This window comes from Paraburkholderia sp. J8-2 (assembly GCF_905220195.1).
In the GTDB taxonomy this organism is placed as follows: Bacteria; Pseudomonadota; Gammaproteobacteria; order Burkholderiales; family Burkholderiaceae; genus Paraburkholderia.
On the sequence record NZ_CAJMZA010000037.1, the window covers coordinates 1 to 22,792 of the forward strand.

General features: G+C 64.4%; 21 protein-coding genes. 4 read left to right on the plus strand and 17 right to left on the minus strand.

Annotation, left to right across the window (positions count from 1 at the left end; genetic code table 11):
• On the plus strand, positions 1-184 hold a 184-nt coding region (locus U5A52_RS37830), incomplete at its 5' end, for a hypothetical protein (protein WP_321939201.1).
• 10 nt (positions 185-194) lie between these two features.
• Here U5A52_RS37830 and dctA read toward each other — a convergent pair.
• Both dctA and U5A52_RS37840 read right to left on the minus strand, forming a co-directional pair.
• Positions 195-1,538 carry a C4-dicarboxylate transporter DctA gene (dctA, locus tag U5A52_RS37835; RefSeq protein ID WP_321939203.1) on the minus strand — a complete coding sequence of 448 codons (1,344 nt, stop codon included), beginning with the start codon at positions 1,536-1,538 and terminating at the stop codon, positions 195-197.
• Positions 1,539-1,658: 120 nt separating this feature from the next.
• Positions 1,659-2,825 carry a mandelate racemase/muconate lactonizing enzyme family protein gene (locus tag U5A52_RS37840; RefSeq protein ID WP_321939205.1) on the minus strand — a complete coding sequence of 389 codons (1,167 nt, stop codon included), beginning with the start codon at positions 2,823-2,825 and terminating at the stop codon, positions 1,659-1,661.
• Between the two features lie 116 nt (positions 2,826-2,941).
• Between U5A52_RS37840 and U5A52_RS37845 the strand changes: the two genes are divergently transcribed.
• Positions 2,942-3,865, plus strand: a complete 924-nt coding sequence (locus U5A52_RS37845; protein ID WP_321939207.1) for a LysR substrate-binding domain-containing protein — start codon at positions 2,942-2,944, stop codon at positions 3,863-3,865.
• Between the two features lie 33 nt (positions 3,866-3,898).
• On the opposite strand, the gene U5A52_RS37850 is transcribed toward U5A52_RS37845, so the two are convergent.
• The 8 genes from U5A52_RS37850 to U5A52_RS37885 form a co-directional block, all read right to left on the minus strand.
• Positions 3,899-4,621, minus strand: a complete 723-nt coding sequence (locus U5A52_RS37850) for an SDR family oxidoreductase (RefSeq protein WP_321939208.1) — start codon at positions 4,619-4,621, stop codon at positions 3,899-3,901.
• Between the two features lie 9 nt (positions 4,622-4,630).
• Complete coding sequence (locus U5A52_RS37855; RefSeq protein WP_321939211.1) at positions 4,631-5,419, minus strand: DeoR/GlpR family DNA-binding transcription regulator; 789 nt, start codon at positions 5,417-5,419, stop codon at positions 4,631-4,633.
• Between the two features lie 165 nt (positions 5,420-5,584).
• Positions 5,585-6,808 (minus strand): sialidase family protein, encoded by a 1,224-nt coding sequence (locus tag U5A52_RS37860; RefSeq protein ID WP_321939213.1) that lies wholly within the window; start codon positions 6,806-6,808, stop codon positions 5,585-5,587.
• Between the two features lie 59 nt (positions 6,809-6,867).
• Positions 6,868-8,277: a sodium:solute symporter family protein gene (locus U5A52_RS37865; RefSeq protein ID WP_321939215.1), complete on the minus strand. Its 1,410-nt coding sequence runs from the start codon at positions 8,275-8,277 to the stop codon at positions 6,868-6,870.
• 69 nt (positions 8,278-8,346) lie between these two features.
• Positions 8,347-10,680, minus strand: a complete 2,334-nt coding sequence (gene pdxA / locus U5A52_RS37870; RefSeq protein WP_321939216.1) for a 4-hydroxythreonine-4-phosphate dehydrogenase PdxA — start codon at positions 10,678-10,680, stop codon at positions 8,347-8,349.
• Positions 10,677-11,846 (minus strand): iron-containing alcohol dehydrogenase, encoded by a 1,170-nt coding sequence (locus U5A52_RS37875; protein WP_321939218.1) that lies wholly within the window; start codon positions 11,844-11,846, stop codon positions 10,677-10,679. The genes pdxA and U5A52_RS37875 overlap by 4 nt, the downstream gene beginning before the upstream one ends.
• Positions 11,847-11,914: 68 nt before the next feature.
• The gene (gene dapA / locus U5A52_RS37880) at positions 11,915-12,802 is read right to left on the minus strand and encodes a 4-hydroxy-tetrahydrodipicolinate synthase (protein WP_321939219.1); all 888 of its coding nucleotides are present in this window, start codon (positions 12,800-12,802) and stop codon (positions 11,915-11,917) included.
• A gap of 98 nt (positions 12,803-12,900) precedes the next feature.
• Positions 12,901-14,049, minus strand: a complete 1,149-nt coding sequence (locus U5A52_RS37885; RefSeq protein WP_321913360.1) for a porin — start codon at positions 14,047-14,049, stop codon at positions 12,901-12,903.
• Between the two features lie 325 nt (positions 14,050-14,374).
• Here U5A52_RS37885 and U5A52_RS37890 point away from each other — a divergent pair, with 325 nt between their 5' ends.
• Positions 14,375-15,277: an NAD(P)-dependent oxidoreductase gene (locus U5A52_RS37890; RefSeq protein WP_321913361.1), complete on the plus strand. Its 903-nt coding sequence runs from the start codon at positions 14,375-14,377 to the stop codon at positions 15,275-15,277.
• 62 nt (positions 15,278-15,339) lie between these two features.
• On the opposite strand, the gene U5A52_RS37895 is transcribed toward U5A52_RS37890, so the two are convergent.
• The 4 genes from U5A52_RS37895 to U5A52_RS37910 all read right to left on the minus strand — a co-directional run bounded on the left by U5A52_RS37895 (position 15,340) and on the right by U5A52_RS37910 (position 19,599).
• On the minus strand, positions 15,340-16,581 hold the full coding sequence (locus U5A52_RS37895) for a cystathionine gamma-synthase family protein (protein ID WP_321939222.1): 1,242 nt from the start codon (positions 16,579-16,581) through the stop codon (positions 15,340-15,342).
• 96 nt (positions 16,582-16,677) lie between these two features.
• Positions 16,678-17,664 carry a GNAT family N-acetyltransferase gene (locus tag U5A52_RS37900; RefSeq protein WP_321939224.1) on the minus strand — a complete coding sequence of 329 codons (987 nt, stop codon included), beginning with the start codon at positions 17,662-17,664 and terminating at the stop codon, positions 16,678-16,680.
• 132 nt (positions 17,665-17,796) lie between these two features.
• Positions 17,797-19,068, minus strand: coding sequence for a cardiolipin synthase (cls, locus tag U5A52_RS37905; protein ID WP_321939225.1), 1,272 nt, complete (start codon positions 19,066-19,068; stop codon positions 17,797-17,799).
• Positions 19,069-19,170: 102 nt separating this feature from the next.
• Positions 19,171-19,599 carry a MarR family winged helix-turn-helix transcriptional regulator gene (locus U5A52_RS37910; RefSeq protein WP_321913365.1) on the minus strand — a complete coding sequence of 143 codons (429 nt, stop codon included), beginning with the start codon at positions 19,597-19,599 and terminating at the stop codon, positions 19,171-19,173.
• 143 nt (positions 19,600-19,742) lie between these two features.
• On the opposite strand from U5A52_RS37910, the gene U5A52_RS37915 reads away from it, so the two are divergent.
• Entirely contained in the window at positions 19,743-20,111 is a 369-nt protein-coding gene (locus U5A52_RS37915; protein WP_321939226.1) for an antibiotic biosynthesis monooxygenase family protein, read from the plus strand.
• 50 nt (positions 20,112-20,161) lie between these two features.
• Here U5A52_RS37915 and U5A52_RS37920 read toward each other — a convergent pair whose 3' ends face one another.
• The 3 genes from U5A52_RS37920 to U5A52_RS37930 all read right to left on the minus strand — a co-directional run bounded on the left by U5A52_RS37920 (position 20,162) and on the right by U5A52_RS37930 (position 22,752).
• On the minus strand, positions 20,162-20,368 hold the full coding sequence (locus tag U5A52_RS37920) for a hypothetical protein (protein WP_321939227.1): 207 nt from the start codon (positions 20,366-20,368) through the stop codon (positions 20,162-20,164).
• 205 nt (positions 20,369-20,573) lie between these two features.
• Positions 20,574-21,068: a molybdopterin-dependent oxidoreductase gene (locus U5A52_RS37925; RefSeq protein ID WP_321913368.1), complete on the minus strand. Its 495-nt coding sequence runs from the start codon at positions 21,066-21,068 to the stop codon at positions 20,574-20,576.
• Between the two features lie 142 nt (positions 21,069-21,210).
• Entirely contained in the window at positions 21,211-22,752 is a 1,542-nt protein-coding gene (locus U5A52_RS37930) for a methyl-accepting chemotaxis protein (RefSeq protein ID WP_321913369.1), read from the minus strand.
• Positions 22,753-22,792: the final 40 nt, after the last annotated feature.

Genomic DNA, 22,792 nt, shown 5'->3' on the forward strand with positions numbered 1-22,792 from the left:
CCTGGAGTGGTGCGAGATGAACTGTGGCAGGCGCTGGCGGTTTGAGCGGCTTTCTTTTGCATACTTTTCTTTGCCGCTGCAAAGAAAAGTAGGTGCCGCCCCGCACAGGGGCAACGCTGGCATACCGCCACGAACACAAGGAAAGGCCAAAGCCCTCAACGCACAGAAGGTTTTCTTCTACTAGCCACCTTAAACTAACCACTCCGCGCGCCAGCAACAGTCTCACGCCCCTGCAAACCCAGATCGACAGCACGCTCCTCAGACTCGAAGTCAACCGCGCCATTTAAAACCGCCCGCGCGCGATCAACATCAATCGCCCCTTCCCACCGTGCAACCACAATAGTCGCCACCCCGTTTCCGATCAGATTCGTCACCGCACGGGCTTCATTCAGAAAGCGATCCACGCCAAGCAGCAGCACGAGCCCCGAAACCGGAATCTTGTGCATCGACGCGAGCGTAGCCGCAAGCGCCACGAACCCCGCGCCCGCGACGCCAGCCGACCCCTTCGAAGTCAGCAGCAAAACGCTCAGCACAACAATCTGATCGAGCACCGTGAGATGAATATTCATCGCCTGCGCGACAAAGAGCGCCGCCATCGTGAGATAGATCGCCGTACCGTCCGCGTTGAACGTGTAACCGGTCGGCAGCACCATGCCGACAACCGGCCGCGAGCAGCCCAGGTGCTCCATCTTGACCAGCATCTGCGGCAGCACGGCCTCGGTCGACGCCGTGCCGAACGTGATCAGGATTTCGTCGCGGATATAGCGCAGATACTTCCACAGCGAAAAGCCGAAAACGCGCATGACGAGCCCGAGCACGACCACGACGAAAAAGATCGACGTCACATACAGGCACAGCATCAACTCGCCAAATGACGCCAGTGTGCCGAGCCCGTACTTCGCGATGGTGAACGCCATGCCGCCAAAAGCGCCCACGGGCGCGACATACATGACGATACGCACGACACCGAACATGCCCTGCAAAAACATGTCGAGCATATCGACGAGCGGTGCAGTGCGCGGACCAAGCTTCGCCAGTGCGATGGCGAACAGCACGGAGAAAAAGATGATGGGCAGAATTTCGCCATTCGCAAACGCGCCGACAATGCTGTTCGGCACGATGCTCATGAGAAACCCGATCGCCGTGTGATCGTGAGCGGCGTGTGCGTAGCCGGCGATAGCCGAACTGTCCAGGTGCGCCGGATCGATGTTCATGCCGCTGCCTGGCTTGATCACGTTCACGACAACGAGGCCCACCAAAAGCGCGATGGTCGATGCCACTTCGAAGTAGAGCAGCGCCTTCACGCCTACGCGCCCCGCCTCGTGCAGGTCGTTCATGCGGGCAATGCCCACGACGACCGAGGCGAAGATGATCGGCGCGAGCGCCATGCGGATCAGCTTGATGAAGAGATCGCCGAGCGGCTTGAGATCGGCGCCGAAATCCGGGTAGAAGTGGCCGACGAGAATGCCGGCCACAATGCCGATCAAAACCTGTACGTAGAGCTTCGAAAGGTACTTTTTGAGTGTCGAGGGCCGCATGTCTGTCTCCTGAGCATGGCGCCATCCAGGTGAATCCAGGCGACCGCCAACCGCCATGCGTGCAGCGGTTGTGTTTCCGGTCGCGCTTTTCCCTTTACTTCGTTGCGCTTCGCGCGAGCGTCACGGTGCGAGCTTTTGCATCTGCTCAAACAGATCGGCCTTGCCCTCGAAGCCGATGCCGGGCAGGTCGGGCATCGTGATATAGCCGTTGTCGACCTTCACGCCATCGGGGAAGCCGCCATACGGCTGGAACAGGTCGGGGTACGACTCGTTGCCGCCAAGCCCGAGACCCGCCGCGATGTTGAGCGACATCTGATGGCCGCCGTGCGGAATGCAGCGGCTCGCCGACCACCCGTGTTGATGCAGCATCTCCAGCGTGCGCAGATATTCGACGAGGCCATAGCTGAGCGCGCAGTCGAACTGCAGCCAGTCGCGGTCGGGACGCATGCCGCCGTAGCGGATCAGGTTGCGCGCGTCCTGCATCGAGAACAGATCCTCGCCGGTCGCCATCGGCTTGTCGTAGTAGTTGCGCAGCGTGGCCTGCAATTCGAAATCGAGCGGGTCGCCCGGTTCTTCGTACCAGAACAGGTCATATTGCGAGAGCGCTTTGGCGTACTGGATCGCGGTGTCCAGATCGAAGCGGCCATTGGCGTCGACGGCAAGCTTCTGGCCGTCACCGAGCACGCTCAGGATCGAGTCGATGCGGCGCAGGTCCTCGTCGAGCGATGCGCCGCCAATCTTCTTCTTCACGACCGTGTAGCCGCGGTCGATATAGCTGCGCATTTCGTCTTTGAGCTTGTTGTGGTCCTGGCCCGGGTAGTAGTAGCCGCCCGCCGCGTACACGAAGATCTTGCGGTTCGGCTGCCCGTTGCCGTAACGGTCGGCGAGCAGCTGAAAGAGCGGCTTGCCTTCGATCTTCGCCACGGCGTCCCACACCGCCATGTCGATCGTGCCGATCGCCACCGACCGCTCGCCGTGGCCGCCCGGCTTTTCGTTGGTGAACATCGTGGCCCAGATCTTGTGCGGGTCGAGGTTGTCGCCCGCGTCGTTCACGAGCGAGGCGGGATCGGCTTCGAGCAGGCGCGGGATGAAGCGCTCGCGCATCAGCGTGCCCTGGCCGTAGCGGCCATTCGAGTTGAAGCCATAGCCGACGACAGGCTTGCCGTCGCGGATCACGTCGGTGACCACGGCGACGAGGCTCAGCGTCATCTTGCTGAAGTCGATATAGGCGTTGCGGATCGAGGAACTGATCGGCACGGTTTTTTCGCGGATTTCAACGATTCTCACGGGTGTCTCCTGGTGGCACGGCCAGCGCTGGTGGTTGGCTGGCTGTTGGAGACGCTAGGTTATGCGCCCGGATCGGTACTATGATTCACTTGTTTTCACATCTTTATTAACCTGCGGTGAAGAATGACCTGACCTCGTATCTGGAGTTTTTCGTCCTGCTCGGGCGTTACGGAAGCCTTTCGAGCGTGGCGCGGGACATGGACATCACGCCGCCGGCGGCGACCAAACGGCTCGCGCAGCTCGAGGCGCGCCTGGGCGTGCGGCTCGTCAACCGGACGACGCGCAGCGTGAGCCTGACCGCCGAAGGCGAGACCTTTCTGCACTACGCGGCGCGCATTCTTGCCGAAGTGAAGGAAATGGAAGACGTGGTGTCGTCGAGCCGTTCCGTGACGCGCGGCTTGCTGCGCGTGAACGCGACACTCGGCTTCGGGCGCACGACGATTGCGCCGCTCGTTTCGGAGTTCGCGCGGCGCCATCCGCATGTCGAGGTGCAGCTCGACGTCACCGACCGGCCGATCGATCTCGTCGAAAGCGGCGTGGATCTCGCGATCCGTTTTGGGGAGCTGCCCGACAAGCGGCTCATTGCGCGGCGCATCATGACGAACCGCCGCCTGCTGTGCGCCTCGCCGCGCTATCTGGAGCGGCAGGGCACGCCTGCCACGCTTGCGGATCTCGCCAGTCATCAGTGCATCGTGCACCGCCAGAACGACAGCGCTTATGGCATATGGCGGCTGGAGCGCGGCGGCGAGGCGCATTCCGTAAAGGTGCACGGCATGCTGTCGAGCAACGACGGCGACATCGTGCTCGGCTGGGCGCTCGACGGTCATGGCATTCTGCTGCGCTCCGAGTGGGACCTGGCGAAGTATCTGGAGAGTGGGCGTTTGCGCGTCGTGCTGCCTGAGTTCGTGCAGCCGCTTGCCGATTTGTTCGTCTATTACCCGAACAAGCGGAACCAATCGGCGCGTGCGCGCGCGTTCATCGATTTTCTGGCGGAGCGCTTCAATCAGCACGATGCGGTGGCTGCGCCCGGGGGCGAGTGAATTCCCCTAAGGGCGTATGACGCGCCTCGCACGCTACAGCGAACTGCCCCCGCAGATCATGATCTGCTGCCCCGTGATCGCGCCGGCCTGCGGGCCGAGCAGATACGCGACCATCGAGGCCACTTCCTCCACGCTCACGTAGCGCCCGATAGGCGGCATGACCGGCGCGCTGGACGTGCGCTGCGGGTCGCTCAGCATGGGCGTGGCGGTCGCGGCAGGCGACACCACGTTGACGGTGATGCCGCGCGGTGCAAGCTCGATGGCCCACGAACGCGCCATGCCGACCATGGCGGCCTTGACGGCGGCGTACTGGCTGCGCCCGGCGGCGCCCGCCGACACGCGGCTGCCGATCAGCACGATGCGCGCGCCTTCGCGCATGGCGGGCACGAGCGCGTTGGCAAGCGCCGAGGCGGCGGCCACGTGCAAGCGCCACATCGCTTCGCCACTGGCTTCGTCGAGTTCGCCAAGGCGCGCCGTTTTCATGAAGCCCGCTGCGTGCACAAGGCCGTCAACCGTGCCCAGCTGTTGTGCGAGTCCGGCAATCGCGGCGGTATCGTCGAGGTCAGCGGTGCACCACGTGAAGCGAGGATGATCGAGGTCCGGCGCGCTGCGGCTCAGGCCAATCACGTCATGGCCTTGGGCGAGCAGTTGCTTCGCAATGGCGTAGCCGATGCCGGAGCTTGCGCCCGTCACGACCATGCGTTTGTTCGTGGCGCCAGCCAGCGTGTCAATCGTTGGGCTCGTTGCGTTGTCCATTGTCGTCTTTCAATGCGCGGCTCCCGCGGGCACTTCAATCGGCTCGATCGTGAGCCCCGCGAGATTGCGGAACGCCTGCAACTCGACATGCGTAGCGCTCGCGTCCGTGATCAGCGTCCACGGCTTTTCAATCGGCGCCCAGTGCTGCTGGCTGTCGCGGTTGAGCTTGTCGGCGGTCACGAGCACGAAGAGGCTCGCGGCCTGCCGCATCAGGCATTCCTTGAGGTAGGCCTGGTCGGCGGTCGCTTCACACAGGCCGCGGCCGGGCACCACGCCATCGGCGCCGAGGAAGGCCTTGTCGACCGTCACCCGCGTGAGCGCGAGCTGCGCGATCGGCCCGAGCGTGCTCATGCTCGACTCGCGCACCTCGCCGCCAATCAGCGTGAGCGGCACACTGCTGCCCGCGAGCGCCTGCACGACGAGCAGGTTGTTGGTCACCACGCGTATGTCGTGGCGGCCGGCCTGAGCGAGCGCGCGTGCGAGCGCGGCGGTGGTCGTGCCGCTGTCGAGGAAGATCGTGTCGCCGGCGCGCACGTGAGCGGCCGCCGCGTGGCCGATGGCGTCTTTCTCCGCCTGGAAGCTCTGGCGGCGCTGCTCGAGCGATTCCTCGGGCGCGTGCGTGCCGACCGAGGCCGCGCCGCCATAGGTGCGCAGGATCAGCCGCTCGTCGGCGAGCGCGCGCAGATCGCGGCGCACGGTGGCCTCCGACATGCCGAAGTGTTCGCACAACTCTGACACCTCGGTCATGCCGGAGAGGACGGCCTGGAGCATGGCTTCGCGGCGGCGGGCTACTTTCATGGAGTGTTCGGCGTTGGGTTCGGGACGCCGCTTCGCGGCGAGGCAGACGGCTTGGACAATACGGCGCGCACGCAGTTTACCGCGTACTTCACCCCGTACTGTATCCACTTTCCGACGCCTCGCGTTCATCGCGCAGGTCCCGGTTCCCGGTGTGCCCGTGACCCGTCAGGCTGCGGCGGGCGCGGGCTGCGTGGCCGCGGGGGCCGTGCTGGCCCATTCCTCGGCCACGCTCACGTACTTGATGCGCTGGCGGAAGTACGTGTAAGCGATATGCAGGCGGCCATCGGGCGACTGCGCGATCGACGGGTACGAGAACTCGCGGTTGAGCTTGTCCGTCGAGTTGTTCGTCATGCAGTAGCCGTCGCCGGTTTCCAGGTTGCGCGTGATGGGCCAGGTGCGGCCGCCATCCATGGAGATGGCGAGCGTCATCGGCGCGCGCGGTGCGCCCCAGAATGCGGTGCCGTGCGCCGAGGCGGCTTGCGTCACGAGATCGCCGCTGTCTTCCGAGTCTTCGATATCGTCGTAGAGCGAGGCGCGCCGCCCGGTGCTCTGCGCCGCGCTGCTCGCGTTGAACACGAGGCCCAGGTGGCCGTTGGCGAGCGCGACGAACTGGATCGACGAGTTGTTGTTCGGCAGGGCGAGCGGCTCGGGCGCGCTCCACGCCATGCCGTCGGCGGAGCGGCTTGCGTAGATATGGTCGGCCCAGCGGCTGCGGTAGAGCGCGAGGAGCGAGCCGTCAGCGAGCGGCTGGATGTTCATGTGCACGCAGCCCACGCTCGCGGGCACCGCGTGCTCGGTCCAGCTCGCACCGTTGTCGGTCGAGCGCATCACCACGCTCACATCGTCGTTGCCCGACCAGCGCTCGCCGGGTTGCACGCGGCACAGGAACACCGGGCACAGCCACGCACCGTCGCGCGCCACCACGATAGGCTGGCGCACGAAGGTGCCGGGGCGTTCGAACAGCGTTTCGATGGGGCCCCAGGTGCGGCCTTGATCGGCGGAAACGCGCCGGCGCACGATCGAGGTGTTCTGGTGACCCGAGAGCTGCGCCGTGTAGATCAGCCAGATGTCGCCGTTGGGCGCGGCAAAGAGCACCGGGTTCTGCTCGGAGCGCGTGGGGTCGTCGGAGAGGCGCACCGGCTCGCTCCATTGGTCGCTGCCCTTGTTCAGGCGCGAGAGGTAGACCGAAATGTCGGGCACGCCTTCCTGCGTGCCGCCGAACCACGCGCACAGCACGTCGCCGTTGGCGAGCGCGAGCAGGTTCGCCGCGTGGCACTGCACCGTGGCGGCGGGGAGGTAGGCGTCCGTGCGCGCGGCGTCGCCGGCGGCGGCATGCAGGCGGCCGGGCAGGGTGAACGCGGCGTCGGGCAGCGTGGAGGGAGTCGTCATGATGTATTCCTGTTGCGGTGTGGCAAGGGGTTCGCAGGTCGCGCTTTACGTGTCGCGCTTCACGAGTCGGTGTGTGCGACGCGCGGGCCGTTGCCGCTCGCCGTGGGCGCGAGCAGCTTTTCGACGACCATCACGATCGCAGGCGAAACGAGCGCGACGTACATGTTGTCGATGCCAAGCGGATTGCCGAGCAGATACCAGATCGTCGTGGCGATCGTGGCGACCACGAGCGCGCTGATCGCGCCGCGGTTGCTGTTGAAGAAGGGCAGGTAAATGCCCATCAGCGCGACCACGGTGACCGAGAGGCGCAGCGCGCGGGTGAAGAACGAGAGCGCGAGAATTTGCGGCACGAACAGCACGAAAATTAGCGGCAGGAAGCCCACCACGAAGGAGATCGTGCGCGTGGCGCGCAGTTCTTTCTCAGGCGTCGGGCGAAAGCGCGGTACGTAGAAGTCCTTGACGATGAGCGAGGCGATGGCGAGCGCCACCGTGCTCACGCTCACGAAGATCGAGGCGACGAGCGAGACCGTGACCACGCCCGAAAGCAGCGGGTGCATGTGCTGGAGAAAGATCGGCAGTGCGTAGAGGCTCTTGATGTTGGGGAACAGGAACTTCGCTGCGACGCCGAGAAAGCCGAGCGCAAGCGCGATGGGAATGCACAGCGCGCCTGCGATCAGCGTGGCGTTGCGCGCCTCGTTCGCGGACTTCGCGCCCGAGATCGCCTGAATGATGAACTGCGTGGAGAAGATCGCGCCGGCCGTGCCGATGATCCATGCGCCGATCGTGCCGCCGCTCAGCATGCCGTTCCAGGTGAAATACTGGGCCGGCATGGCGTGCACCATCGGCGCGACGCCGCCCGTCATGGAGAGCGCGACCCACACGAGAATGCCGATGCCGATGAGCTTCACCGCGCTATGCAGGATCGTCACATAGGCCACGCTTTTCAGGCCACCCCAGGCAAAGTAGATCGTGCTCACGACAGCGGTGATGAACGCGGCGGTGGGCAGGTTCACGCGCATCACGGTCGAAATGGCGGCGGCGCCGCTCACGTAGTTGCCCACGTTCACAATGAAGAGCGCGTAGATCATGACCGCGGAGACGACGAGCCGCGCCGTCTTGCCGTACTTCTGCGCAATGAAGCCCGAGATCGTGAATTCGCCTGAGCGGTACAGACGCTTGGCCATGAACAGGCCGAAGAACACGAAGCCGATGGAAGCGGAGATCACCGACCACGAGGCCGCGAGACCCACGTTGAAGGCTTCCTGTGAGGTGCCGATGGTCGACTTCGCGCCGATGTACTCCGACATCAGCAGGATGGCGATCACGATGGCGGGCGTGGAGCGGCCCGCGACCATGAACTGCTCGGTGGTCTTGCTGCGCAGCCGGATGCTGATCCAGGCCGTGACGACGATGTACACGACCACCATCGCAATGATGATGGAGGTGTCCCACACGGTGAGGCGATTCATAGGTGATGTCTCCGATTGTTGTGTGCTCAACGGCATGCGCCCGCATGCGCGGGCGCGCGCGTTGCGACGCTAGGCCGTTTGAACGGCGCGGCGCGTGGCGAGGTCTTGTGCCTGCTTTAGCGCTTCGAGCATGCTGCGTTCGTCCGCAATGCCCTTGCCCGCGATATCGAATGCCGTGCCGTGATCGACCGAGGTGCGGATCACCGGCAGCCCCACCGTCACGTTCACGCCCGCTTCGAGGCCCATCACCTTTACGGGGCCGTGGCCCTGGTCGTGATACATGGCCACGACCACGTCGAAGTCGCCGCGGCCCGCACGGAAGAACAAGGTGTCGGCGGGGAGCGGGCCCTCCACGTCCCAGCCGCGCTCGCGCAGCACGGCCACGGCGGGCATGATCTTTTCCTCTTCCTCGCCATAGCCGAACAGGCCGTTTTCGCCCGCATGCGGATTGATGCCGCACACGCCGATACGCGGTTGCTCGATGCCCGCGCGCATGAGCGTTTCGTGTGCGCGTTCGATCGTGCGCTGCACGAGGCCCGGCTCGATCTTGCGAATCGCATCGAGCAGGCCGATATGCGTCGTCACGTGAATCACGCGCAACTTCGGCGCCACGAGCATCATCGAGACTTCGGGAATGCCCGTGAGGTGCGCGAGCATTTCCGTGTGGCCGGGGAAAATGTGGCCGCCCGCGTGCAGCGCTTCCTTGTTCAGCGGCGCGGTGCAGATCGCGTCGAGTTCGCCCGCCGAAGTCAGTTCGACCGTGTGCGCGATGTACTGGTACGCGGCGTCGCCGGCAACGGCGGAAAGCTGGCCGTAGGGCATCGATTCGGGAATCAGGCCGAGGTCGATGCAGTCGACCACGCCGAGCTGGAAGCGGGCTTCGGCGGGGGCCTTGATCGAGCGCACTTCTAGCGTGACGCCCGCGCGCCGTCCGGCATCGACGAGCCGTTTGGCGTCGCCGATCACGAGCGGGCGGCAGCCGTCGTACACCGACTGGTGCGCGAGGCTCTTCATGATGATTTCCGGGCCCACGCCGGCGGCATCGCCCATCGTGATGCCGATTACGGGACGATAGTTCATGGCTTCCTCTTTGCTGGATTGGCGCGGCGCCTTCGCGTGCGCTTGCGTCATGGCGGCGAGCCGCTGCCATGCACGATAAAGGGTGTCGGGACGCCCGAAGCCGCCCGCCTTGGTGACGACGGGCAACACGCGCGACGCCTGGGTGGCGGCCATGAGCGGCACGCCGTTTTCGACTTCTTCGATCACCCGCAGCGTGGCCACGCCCATGGCCGCGAGCAGCGCGTGCGCCGTTTCGCCGCCTGTGGCGATCAGTGCGGCTGCGTGGGCGGCGGCGGGGGCGAGGCTTTCCGCGAGCTGGCGGGCGAGCAGTTCGCCATCGCCTATCAATACGCGCTCGGTTTGACTCAAGGCCACCACCGCGTGGCGCCCGCGCATAAGCGTGTTCGCAACGCGTGTGCCCAACGTGAGCGACTCGGGGCTCACCGGGTCGAGCAGCGCCACGACATCGACTTCGAATACGTCGACGGCATCGCCCGCATGGGCGCGCAGCGTGGCGACCTGCTCGTGCGAGACACTCGACATGCTGCCCACCACGGTCAGCACGCCGCGCGGGTGTTGCGAGATCGTTGCATGCGCAACGGCAGGCGTGGACGTTGCTGCACTGTGCTGCGCGCTTTCGTTCGTGAGCGTTGCGATCAGCGTTTGCGCGAGTCCCGCCGAGCCGACCCAGAACACGCCGTCGAGCGTGGCGGACGCTTCGGCAAGCATGGCGAGATCGGCGTCCGTTTCGCTGTCGCAGACCACGGCCTGGCACTTCGAGGCGCGCAGGGCTTCGAGGCGCGCGCGCAACGGCGCCGCGCCTGCGCGCACGGCTTGCAGGCCGATATGCTCGACCCGCAGACCAGCGCCCGCGAGCATCGAAGGCAGATGGCCCGTGCCGCCGAGACTTTCGTTGCGCCAGACTTCCGTCGCTTCGACGGGCGTGCCGTTCACGAGAAGGCAGCCGTTCTGCGTCGCGCGGCCCGCCTCGGGCAGCGCGGGCGCGACGATCGCCATGCCCGCGTGCGCCGCGAGCGCGGCCACTTCGGCGGCGACGTTGCCTCGCAGCGTCGAATCGATCTTCTTGTACAGCCGCCGGCCGGCAGCGTGCGTGCGCCATGCCTGCGCATTCGCGCTCGCGGCATCGGCGGGAGAGGCGCGACGCGTGTCGGTGTCGATCGCGAGCACGTCGGGACCCGCTGTGCGGTCCTGCGCCGCTGAAGCGTTCAGGCACACCACGCTGGAGAGGCCGCGATGCGTGCTCTTCACGGCGCAGTCCGCCGTGCCGGAGAGATCGTCTCCGAGAATCAGCAGGCGCACGTTGCGGGTAGTGGGCGCGTTCATGGCAGCAGACGGCTGTAGATTGCCTTGATATCGTCGAGGCTCAGCGCCTTGGGGTTGTTGCCGAGCAGGCGCTTGACCTTCGCGGCTGCAACGGCGAGCGCATCGAGATGCGTTTCCGACACGCCGAACTGGCGCAGATCCTGCGGAATCGCGAGCGCCGCGGTCCATTCGCGCAAGCGCTCGAGGAATTTGTCGGCGGCTGCCTGATCGCTGTCTTCGTGCTGCGCGATGCCGAGCGCGTGCGCGACCGTGGCGAGGCGGCCGACGATCGCGTCGAGATTGAACGCCATCACGTGGGGCAGCAGCATCGAGTTGGCCACGCCGTGCGTGATGTTGAACATGCCGCCGAGCGGGTAGGCGAGGGCGTGCACGGCGGCCGTGCCGGCCGCGGTGAGCGCGAGGCCGCCGTACATCGAGCCGAGCAGCATGGCTTCGCGCGCCTTCAGCGAGTGGCCGTTCTCATAGGATTCGAGCAGGTTCGCGCCAATCAGGCGCATGGACTCCATCGCGAACATGTCGCTGATGGGATTGGCCTTGGTCGAGATATACGATTCGAGCGCGTGAATGAACGCGTCCATGCCCGTGGCGGCCGTAATGGGCTTCGGCAAGTCGAGCGTCAGCGTGGCGTCGAGTATCACGAGCTGCGGCAGCAGATGGCGGCTCACGATACCCACTTTCAGCTCCTCGTCGGGCAGCGTGACGATGGCGTTGGGCGTGACCTCGGAGCCGGTGCCGGCCGTGGTCGGCACGAGAATGAGCGGCACCCCCGGCGTCTTGATCAGATCGATGCCGAGCCATTCGCGCAGCGGCTGCGCGTTGGTGAGGCGCGCGGCGAAGAGCTTCGCGGCGTCGAGCACGCTACCGCCGCCAACCGAGAGCACCGCATCGGGCGCGAACGGCTCGATCTGGCCGCGAAACACCGTCTCCACGTTCTCGATGGTCGGCTCGGGCTGCACGTCGCGCACGATCAATACTTCGATGTCCTTCGCTTCGAGCGCCGCCACGACGCGCGCCGCGACGCCGTTTTCCTCCATCACCGGTTGCGTAATGAACGCAATGCGGCGAACCGGGCGGTCGAGCAGCGCGAGCTTTTCGGGCAACTGGTCGAGGCTGTTGGCGCCGTGCACGACGTGCTTGACGGTCTGGAAGTGGTAAACGGGGTTCATATCGTGAGTCTCAATTTCGGTCTTGCTACTGGGCGCTAATGGGCGTTCGTTCGGTGGCGGGCGTGACGTCAGGCAACGCGCGGGTAGATTTCGAGCGCCTTCGCGAGGCGTTCGCGCGTGGCGGCATCGAGCGGCTGCGCGGGCGAGCGCGCCGGGCCGGCGGGCATGCCGAGCATGGCGGCCGCGGTCTTGAGCACGACCGGCATCGTGCCGAGCGCGAAGGCGTCGCGCAGCGCGCGCAGCGATTCCTGGGCGCGGCGGGCCGCCTCGATGTCACCCGCCTGGAAGTGATTCCAGATCGACATCACGACGCTCGGCACCGCATTCGTCGTGGCGGCAACGGCGCCATCGCCGCCCGCGATCAGCGACCAGAGAATCATCGAATCGGTGCCGGTAAATACGGCGAAATCGTCGCGGCGCAGGTTGATGAGCTGCAGCAGGCGGTCGAAGTCGCCGCCGCTGTCCTTGATGCCGCGAATGTTCGGAATTTCGGCCAGGCGGCGCACCGTGTCGATGGTGAGCGTCACGCCCGCTTTGGCCGGAATCGTGTAGAGCATCACCGGCAGCGGGGTGGCGCGCGCGATGCGCTCGTAGTGCGTGAACAGTTCGGGCTGCGAAGCACCGTTGAAGTACGGCGTGATGACGGAGACGGCGTCCACGCCCGTGTCCAGCATCTTGCTGTTCAGTTCGATCACGTCGCGCGTGGCATAGGCGCCGGTGCCCGCGATCACCGGCACGCGCGAGCGCGCCTGATCCACGGCGATGCGCGCGATGCGCAGCTTTTCCGCCTCGGAAAGCGCGATGAATTCGCCATTGGTGCCGAGCACGAACAGCGCGTGCACGCCTGCGCTGATCAGGCGCTCGACGAGGGTGCGCAGGCCGGCTTCGTCGACTTCCTCGTCGGCGGTCATCGGGGTGATGAGGGCGGGGATGATGCCCCGGAAGTTCACTGCCATGTTCGTTCTCCACTTCGCCGGAGAGCAACGCCTCGCTGCCCTCCAGCCATCGCGGCGCGATGGGGCGCGCCGCCATTGTTTGCTGGCTCGTTTGCCTGCTAGAACCGGTGCCGCAGCCCCAGTGCCGCGACGATCTGATGCGAGTTGCTCGAAGCCGTGATCGGCCAGAGCGCGGCCACGGCGGCCTTGCCTGTCGAGTCGGTGCCGCTTGCGCGCTGGTAGGCAGCGGTCAGGTAAATATCGGTGCGCTTGGAAAGCAGATAGTCGCCGCCGATATTGGCCTGGTTGTAGTGCGCGTCGCCGGCGCCGTGGCTGTTCGTATATTCGTACGCTACGCCCATCAAGAGCGCAGGCGTGAACTGATAGCTGAAGCTCACTTCGGCATTGTCGAACACCGCCGTTGCCCCATGGTAGGCCGCAATCGGCGCCGCCGCCGCGCCCGAGCCGAGGTCCTCGAAACGCGAGTTCGAGTACGCGAGACCGACCTTCGCGTTGCCGAACGTGTAATTGCCCGCCACCGAAGCGACCTGTTGCGTGCGTGCCGACGTGTAGCCCGAGAAGATCGGCGAATTGTTCGGCGAAATCGGTGCGGCGCCGGCCGTGCCGTCCCACAGCGCCGTGTTGGGGCGCGAGGTGTTGATGTACGACGCGGCCAGCGCGAGCGGCCCCTGCGTGTAGCCCGCCACGAGGCTCCAGATGCGGTTGTTGTTGAAGGCGCCCGGCGTGCCGCCGAAGCTGAACAGCGCGCCGCCGCGCAAGCCGTGATAGCTCTGGCTCAGGAACTTGATGCTGTTGCTCACGCGCGAATTCACGTACAGGTTGTCGGTGTCGCCCGGATGCGCGCCAATGCCGCCCGCCCACTGGTTCGCGACGACGAGCGGGCCGACAAGATCGGCGGAAGGCTCGTTCTGGCGGCCGAGCGTGACGCTGCCGACCGGCGTGGATGCGCCCACCCAGGCTGCGCGGCCGAACATGCGGCCGTTCTGGCCCAGCGTGCCCGTGGTGCTGCTGAAGCCGTTTTCGAGCTGGAAGATGGCCGCGTACCCGCCACCCAGATCCTCGGAGCCCTTGAGGCCCCAGCGGCTGCCTGACAAGACACCGCTCGACATCTGGTAGTTCGCCGACCCCTTCTGGTTGTTCGTGTACACGAGCGACGTGTCGATCAAACCGTAGAGGGTGACGCTGCTTTGCGCATGTGCGCCGATCGCGGCGCCCAGCAAGCCAAGCATGGCGGTGGTCCTTCTCATCGTTTTTTGTCTCCGGCTGGGTGGGTTATTTGATTGATTCGATCAAAGCGGGGTGGGCTTCAGCGATTGAGCGACCTTGAACTGATCGGTTGAGTCATCTTATTTGACCGAATCGATCGTTTCAACCGAGGGAAAACCCTAAATTTGATTGAATCGATCATTTTTTGGAGGGTTCGTCAGGCGTGGACCGCGCAAATTGACTGCGCAGCGCGAGGACATTCCACCCGGCTGGAAAGGCAGGGGCGATCGTTACAGCCGGGCAATGTTTGCGGTAACGTGCCGATTCGCAGGGGCTGGCATCGAGCGACGAACTGGAGAGAGACAGATGGCAAAGCGAGTCATAGTGACCGGCGGCAGCGGCCTTGCCGGAAAATGGGTGGTCGAGAACCTGGTGGCGCACGGCTACGAAGTGTTGAATCTGGACCGCGTGCCCATGCCAAAGCGCACCGCGCGCACGCTGATCACGGACATTACGGACGCGGGCCAGGTGTTCAATGCGATCGCGTCGACCACGGCGCCGGTGGAATTCGCCGACGACCTGGAGCCGCAGCCGATCGACGCGATCGTTCACTTTGCGGCGATCCCCCGCATCATGTTGACGACCGATAACGAGGTCTACCGCATCAACGTGATGGGGACCTACAACATCCTGGACGCCGCTGCGAAGCTCGGGGTCCGCAAGGTGATCGTGGCCTCGAGCGAGACGACTTACGGCGTGGTGTTCGCCCACCGCCATCGCGATCCCGCGTACTTTCCGCTCGACGAGGACTATCCGGTGGATCCGATGGACAGCTACGCGACCTCGAAAGTGGTCAACGAAGTGACCGCGAAGGCATTCCAGGCGCGCACCGGGTCGGACATTTACTGCTTTCGCATTGGCAACGTGCTCGACCCCGAGGACTATGCGAAGTTCTCCACGTGGCTGAAGGACCCGGCGCTGCGCAAGCGCATTGCGTGGAGCTATATCGACGGGCGAGATCTCGCCAACGCGTGCAGGCTGGCCATCGAAACGGACGGGCTCGGCTTCCAGATCATGAACGTCGCGGCGGACGACGTGTCGTCCGACTTGCCGACCCAGACCCTGCTGGATCGCTACTATCCGGGCGTGCCGGTCAAGAAGCCGCTCGGCGAGTTCGAAACGCTGCTCAGCAACGAGAAGCTCAAGCGGCTGCTTGGCTGGAAGCAGCAGCACTACTGGCGCGAAGAGGCGAAACGCTTCAATCCGTAAGCGCGATAAATGAAAAGGGCCAGCGCGTGCTGGCCCTTTTCAAGTAAACGACCCGCGAGGCGTCAGGCCGCCAGCTTGAGCGCTTGCGAGAAGTCCGCGATCAGGTCGTCGATATCTTCGATGCCCGCCGAAAGGCGCAGCATGCCGTCGGAAATGCCCATCGCCTTGCGCGTTGCTGCGCCGGCTTCGAAAAAGATTGTCGGCGCAACGGGAATGATGAGCGTGCGCGTGTCGCCGAGGCCGGTCGCCTTGATCGGCAGCTCGAGCGCGTTGACGACGTCGATCATGCGCTCCGCGTTGAGCAATTCGAACGAGAGCAGCCATGATGCGCCCTTGAACAGCGCCTGTGCGACCTCGTATTGCGGATGGCTCTTGAGGCCCGGATAGAACACCTTGCCAACAGCCGCGTGGCCCTCGAGGAACTGCGCGAGCGCGAGCGCGTTGTCGCTGCTTTGCTTCACGCGCAGGGCGAGCGTTTCCGCGCCCATCGCGATGGCGTGCGCCTGCTCCGAAGACAAGGAAGCACCCATGTCGCGCAGGCCCTTCTTGCGGATCTGCAGGAGCCCCTGATCCTTCGCAGGCGATCGCCGATAGTCGTCGGCGATGTTCGGGTACGCGCTCCAGTCGAACAGGCCCGTGTCCGTCACCGCGCCGCCGAGTGCGGCGCCATGGCCCGCGATGGTCTTGGTCAGCGAGTTGATGACGAGGCTCGCGCCGACCGCCTTCGGCTGGAACAACGCGGGCGAGGTAATCGTGTTGTCGACGACGTAGGCGATGCCGCGCTCGCGGCACAGCTCGCCAATGCCTTGCAGGTCGGGAATCTGCGTGCCCGGATTCGCGATGGTTTCGACGAACACCATCCGTGTATTCGGGCGGATGGCGTTCTTCACGTTCTCGGCGTCGCAGGCGTCGACGGTCGTGACTTCCACTCCGAGCGTGCGCAATGTGCCGAACAGGCTGTTGGTGTTGCCGAACACGTAACGGCTCGACACGAGATGATCGCCCGCGCGCAGCAGCGTGAGGAAGGTTGCCGTGATCGCGGCCATGCCGGTGCTGAAGCAGACCGTGCCGGTGCCGCCTTCGAGGCTCGTGATCTTGCGCTCGAGCGCGGCGGTCGTGGGGGTGCCTTGCCGCGCGTAGTTGAAGCCGCCTTTCTTCGTGCCCTGGAACACGCCGATCAGGTCCTCGACGCGCTCGAAACCGTATTGCACGGACGTATGAATCGGCTGGCGCACGCCGCCGTGCTCGGTGCCCGCGATCCTGTCGCCGTGAACGATGCCAGTGGTGAAGCCTTGCTTGCTCATCCTTACTCCGTTTCTCAATCGATTGCGTTCGGCACATTATCGCCTGTAACGCGTGTTGCTGGCATTGGGGCGCACCGCGCCCATGTTCCCAGCGCACTAACGCAGTTCGGACTCCGACGGTTCCAGCACGCCGCGCAGTTTGCCGAGCAGCCAGTTGACCAGCGTATTGTTGTGCCGGTAGTGATTCCAAGTGGGAATCTGGCGCGCGCCCAGAATGCGTTTGAACTCATAGGACGTGGCGCCCAGTTCGATCTCCTCGAAGCCTTCGCGAATGCCGAATTCGACCGTGCGGATGAACATGGCGAAGTACAGGCCGTATTCGTGGCTCTTTGCGTAGTCGAGCCCGATATAGCGGTTGACGAGGTGCCGTCCCTTGCCGATCAACTGGGTGAAGCCAATCAGTTCGTCGCCCAGAAAGTACAGCAGATAATGGCTCAAGCTGCGGGTGTTGGCGAAATACTCCGGCGTGAGCTTCTCGAACTTCAACTCGGCCTTTTGCCAGGTGTTCAGATACAGCGCATGCACTTTGGCGACGAGATGATCGGGCAGCCCCGCGCATTCTTCATAGCGCAGTGCGGCCGCTTTCTTCAGCTTGCGTTTGAGCAGGTTTCTGCGGTCGCTCTTCATGGCCGGGTAGTAGTCCGGGCCGATCGACAGTACCGGCACAGGCAGGCCTTTTGCCGCCACGAAGCCGCGCAGCGGCAAATCCTCGGCGAAACCTTTGTAAGCGAGCAGGCTCCCTTTCTTCGCAAGCGCCGTGCTGATGGCAGCGAGCGTTTCCTGCGAGACTTCACCCTGAATACGGCCGGCGTCCACGGTCGGATGCCCGATGCAGGCGAGCTTGAAGCGGATCCAGCTCAAGCTGTTCTTCAGCCAGCCGCTGGGAAGCAGCGTATTGAGCCGGAAATTCATCACGAAGTAGGGCGCCACGGTCACGAGCGTGCCGTCCCGGTACACGGCGAAATAGCCGAAGCTGAAGTCGTCCAGCCGGGCCGTCTGAAAGGCCTCGTAAAACGCCGCCCCCTCCGGCTCGTCGCGCAGAAATCCCTCCGGCGGCGTGGCCAGATCCTCGATGTGCAGCATGGGTTGCGGTCCCCTTTTTTCTGACTGTTCTATTGACTGCCGGATGTAGGGCACCGATTGTCGGCGATCTTCGCTTCGTTGTCGAATGGCCCGCGGCGCCCGTGCAGGCGGCACAGGCATCGTCAACGCGGATCACAGTTGCGAATCGAGCAGGGCGGCCACGTGCTCCAGCAGCTTTTCGCGCAGCGGCCGGCGGCGCCAGTCGTCCAGTGTGATGCGCTTCGCGAGCGCAGCGTCGGCATCGAAAATGGCGGTCTGCTGGCGTGCGAAATCGCGGTCATAGATGTTGAGATTGGCTTCGTCGTTGAGCTTGAACGAGCGGCTGTCGAAGTTGGTCGAGCCGACCGACACCAGATAGTCGTCGACGACGATCAGCTTGCAGTGGAACATCGTCGGCTGATACTCGTACATCTGAACGCCCGCCGCGAGCAGATCGCCCCAGCATGCGCGCGACGCCTCGCGCACCGTGTGGGTGTCGATGTGCTTGCCGGGCGTGATGATGCGCACCGTCACGCCGCGCTTCGCCGCTTCGACAATGGCGTTGATCGTGAGTTTGTCCGGCACGAAGTACGCCGTCGACAAGTGGATGGTTCGCGTCGCGGCGGTGATCGCCATGAGGTACATCAGCTCCATGTCGTCGCTGCCGCCCGAAGGCGAACTGCTGAACATGTGCGCGAGGCCATCGCCCGCGGCGTCGATCGCCGGAAAATATTGCGGGCCGTGCAGCACATTGCCCGTGGACTTGACCCAGTTGTCCATGAAGACGGCCTGCATCTGCCCGACCGCCGGACCTTCCACGCGAAAGTGCGTATCGCGCCAGTGTTTTTCATCTTGCGCGCGGCCGGTCCATTCGTCGGCGATCCCCACGCCGCCCGTAAAGCCGATGCGCCCGTCGATCACGAGCAGCTTGCGGTGCGTGCGGTCGTTCATGCGGCCAAGACCGGTCCAGTGCGGCTTGTGATACAGCACGAGCTGGACGCCGGCCTCGCGCAGCATTTGCTGGTAGCGCTCGTCCATCTTCGAGGAGCCAACCCAGTCGAGCAGCACATGCACGGCAAGACCTGCACGCGCCTTGTCGGCCAGCGCGCTCGCGATGTCCTCGCCGATCGCCCCGGACCAGTAAATGAAGGTCTCGAAGGTGATGGTGTGCTGCGCCGAGCGCATGGCCTCCAGCATCGACGGAAAGATTGCGTCGCCGTTCACGAGCGCCTCGAAGCGATTGCCTCCCAGGACGGGTGGTCCGAGCAGCAGCCCCATCGAGCGGATGAACTGCGGACTGTCGCTGGCGTAGAGCCGTTCGATCTTGTGCTCGATCTTCTTCTCGCCGCTCGTGAGGTTCGCGATGACCAGGATGACGACGAGCGTCACCGTGACGGTCACGGCTATGAGGGCAATTGTCGACATGCGTGGGCCTCGCCTGGCGGATGGATCCATCGATGTCCCGGCGCCCGCCTGGGAACGATCCCATGCAGGTAGCACATTGCGTGCGCGAGTGGCCCAGGGCGATCAATCCGTGTCAGCGGCTGCGTCCATGTCGTCGAGATTCACCTGAAGTTTCATCAAGACGCGATGCGCGGCCTTGATCTCGCTGACCGTCACGCCCTCGGCCAGGCGGTTGACCCAGGGGGCCTGAAGACGCATGGCGGCTTCGAATGCCCGGCGGCCCTCGTCGGTCAGTACGACCAGCTGCGCGCGACGATGGTGTGGGTTTGTCTCGAAGCGCACCAGACCGTCGTTGGCAAGGTCGTTGACGATCCGTTGCACGTTCTGCCGATTGGCTCCCAGATCGCGGGCGATCCAGGCCACCGGCTGTGGCCGCTCCGCAGCGCTGATGGCGCCCAGCATTTGCCAGCGTGCGCTCGTGAGCCCGAGGCCCTCGACGAGGCGGTCCCCCGAGGTGAGCAGCTGGCTATTGAGCCGGAAGAGATCGAGCATGATGCTCGACAGGAGTTCGCCAGCCGGTGTTCTCGCAGGTTCATGCATATGTCACCTTATTTCTAAATTGACATCATCATGTCAATTTACTATAAATTGCCCATGACGGGTTGACATCATGCTTCCAGAACCAGGAGTGCACCATGCTGCAATTGCGACCGCTTGATCCGGCTTGTCCGATCGAGCATCAACTTGCCATTGACGCCGAGCCCGTTGTGCTCGTGAACGTCTTTACGCTCGATCTGGCCGATGACGCGAAGTTTCTTGAGGTCTGGCACGACGACGCCGCATTCATGAAGCAGCAACCGGGCTTCATTTCGACGCAACTCCATCGCGCCCTCGGGGCGCATCCGGCCTATATGAATTACGCGGTCTGGGAATCGACCGCGCATTTTCGGGCGGCGTTCTCTCATCCGGGGTTCAGGTCGCGCCTGGCCGCTTATCCTTCTTCGGTGATCGCATCGCCACACATTTTTCAGAAGGTTGCCGTGCCTGGGATTTGCGCGAGTTAGGCACGGCTTTTACGCTTTTTTGTGAGGTGCAGTTCGATCAGGACCGCTTATTACTTGCCAGCCGATTCATTTGCATCGGGTTCGCTGGTGCGATGCTCGTCATTTGCGGCGCGGTTCGACAAACGGTTCTTGGCGATGGAGTCGCCATGCGGGGAGGCGGTCGGCGCCGGCATGCGCGCCATGGCCATAAACGGTGCCATCATGAGGAGGCCGGCAATGGCGAACGTGGCGTTGAGTCGGCTGAAGTACGTGATCACGCTTTTCTCCTTGATGGTGAAATAAAGGATGACTAATTAATCGATGGATTGACTGGAAGTTCGACAGAACCCCGGGAAGACGCGTTCCGAATCCAAAGCTTACGTGAAGTTTACATTCCGTAAGATTTGATGGCAAGCCACGCGTGAACATTTCGTGCGGCTTAACGCCTCACGAAATAGGGGTATGACCGCGGATGCAGAAGTTTCAGAGCGCGAGCACGCGAGCCTCGATGCGCGCGAGACGTTTGACGTGGCGCGGCGCCGGTACGAGATCGGCGCCGGAGAAGAGCACAGGGGCGCCATGTTGCGCGTCGAGCGGCTTGTCCCCGCATTCGTAAGCGATAACCACCTGCTCGCCTACGGGCGTGTTGAACAGTTCGTGCCAGGAGAACGTCACGAAGTAACCGTCGTGGCCGACCGCGAGAAAGACCATGCGCTTGAAGTCGCCGTCCACGTCGTTGCGCAGTTCCGCTTGACGGAGCAGATCCGTCAAGCGCACCCCGCGGTAGGGCGCGACAGTGCGGATGAAGCGCTGCGTGGTGTAGCAGCGCAGATCGAACGCCGGGCACGTCACGGCCGGATATTGCCGCAGCGCCTCGAGCGACAGGGACATCGGATGCACGAGGCTGCCCGTGAGTTGAAGCGGAGCGCCTGGCTCGACGGCATTGTCGATCGGGGCGGGGGCGGTCGCGATATCCATGTGTGAGTCTCCGGGCCGGTGTCGTTCGATATAACCTCGCGTATATTACGCTCGCGATCCACCGGAGTCAGCCTCGCGAGCAAGATGCCGGACATGCCATAGCGGTTATGGCCCCCGAAGCGGCGCTTTTGTATGCGCGAAATCAGGCCATGGCGGCGTCCCTGAGCCGGAATGCGGCGACGGTCTCGCGCAGCGCGTGCGCCTGCTCGGCCAGCGCATGCGCCGCCGCCGATGCTTCCTCCACGAGCGCCGCATTCTGCTGTGTGACTTCGTCCATTTGCGTGACGGCGATGTTCACCTGTTCGATGCCCGTCGACTGTTCGCGCGAGGCCGTCGAAATGTCCTGAACGGTGCCGGAAACCCGCTGCACGGCCTCGACGATCTCGTCGATGATCTGGCCGGCGTCGGCCACCTGCGACGATCCGCTTTCGACGTGTTCCTTCGACTGCTCGATGAGCGTCTTGATCTCGCGCGCTGCGTTCGCGCTACGCTGCGCGAGCGTGCGAACTTCGCCCGCGACCACGGCGAAGCCGCGGCCTTGTTCACCCGCGCGCGCCGCTTCGACGGCTGCGTTGAGCGCAAGAATGTTGGTTTGAAACGCGATGCCGTCGATCAAGCCGATGATCTCGCCGACCTTGCTGGAGCTATGGGCGATGGACTGCATCGTGCCGACCACGCCGCGCATTACCGTGCCGCCGCGCGCCGCGGTTTGTGCCGCCGTGCCCGCGAGCGAGGTGGCCTCCTGCGCGTTCTGGGCGTTCATGCGCACGATCGAGGTGAGCTCTTCCATGCTCGCAGCGGTTTCTTCGAGCGACGCGGCCTGCTCTTCGGTGCGCGAGGACAAATTCTGGTTGCCGGAGGCAATTTGCGCGCTCGCGGTCGCGACGCCTTCGGCATTGGCGCGGACTTCGCTCACTACGCGCGCGAGACTTGTCTGCATTTTCGCGAGCGCCGTGAGCAGTTCCGCGGTTTCGTCGTCGCCCCGCGCATGCAGATCGGTCGAAAGGTCACCGTTGGCGACTTCGCGGGCAAAGCCCACCGCGCGCCCCAGCGGGCGCGTGACCGTACGGCTGAACAGCACGCCGCCTGCCAGCGCGAGCACGAACGCGACCACCATGAGCACGGCGCTCACGACGGTGGCGTGCGCGGCTTGCACCGCGGCCTGTGCGGCTACCTGTGCGTTGGTGGCGGCAATGGTCTGCGCGGCGCGGTCGAGCAGCTGGGCCGGCGCGCGATCGACACCGGCGACCACGGTATCGCCCGCAACGGGGTCGGCGCCCGCCGCCTTGAACGCCTCGAAGCCCTTGCGATACCCCTGGCCCATCGCCTCGTGCGCCGCGGCGAACTGTTCGACGAGGGCGCGCGCCTCACCATCGGGCAGCTTTGTTTCGAGCGCGGCGGCGAGATCGTTCACGGTGCGCTCCCGCTTCTGAAATGCGCTCCAGTACCGATCGAGTTTTTGCGGGTCCTTGCCGCGCAGGAGTGTGTCCTTCCACTCCTGCACTTGCAGCTTGAACTCGACGAGCGTGGCCGACACCATGCGCTCGTTCGCGGCGGCGTCCTGCACGGTGGTGCGATAGGTATCGATGGCCTGATTGAGCGTGTGGATGCCGTATAACGCCCCCGCCGACATGAGGGTGAGAGACGCGGCGAAAGCGAGGGGAATCTTGCGGCTGAGTTTCATAGGGGGCAGATGACTGAAAACGCAGGGCGCGTGGCGCGCC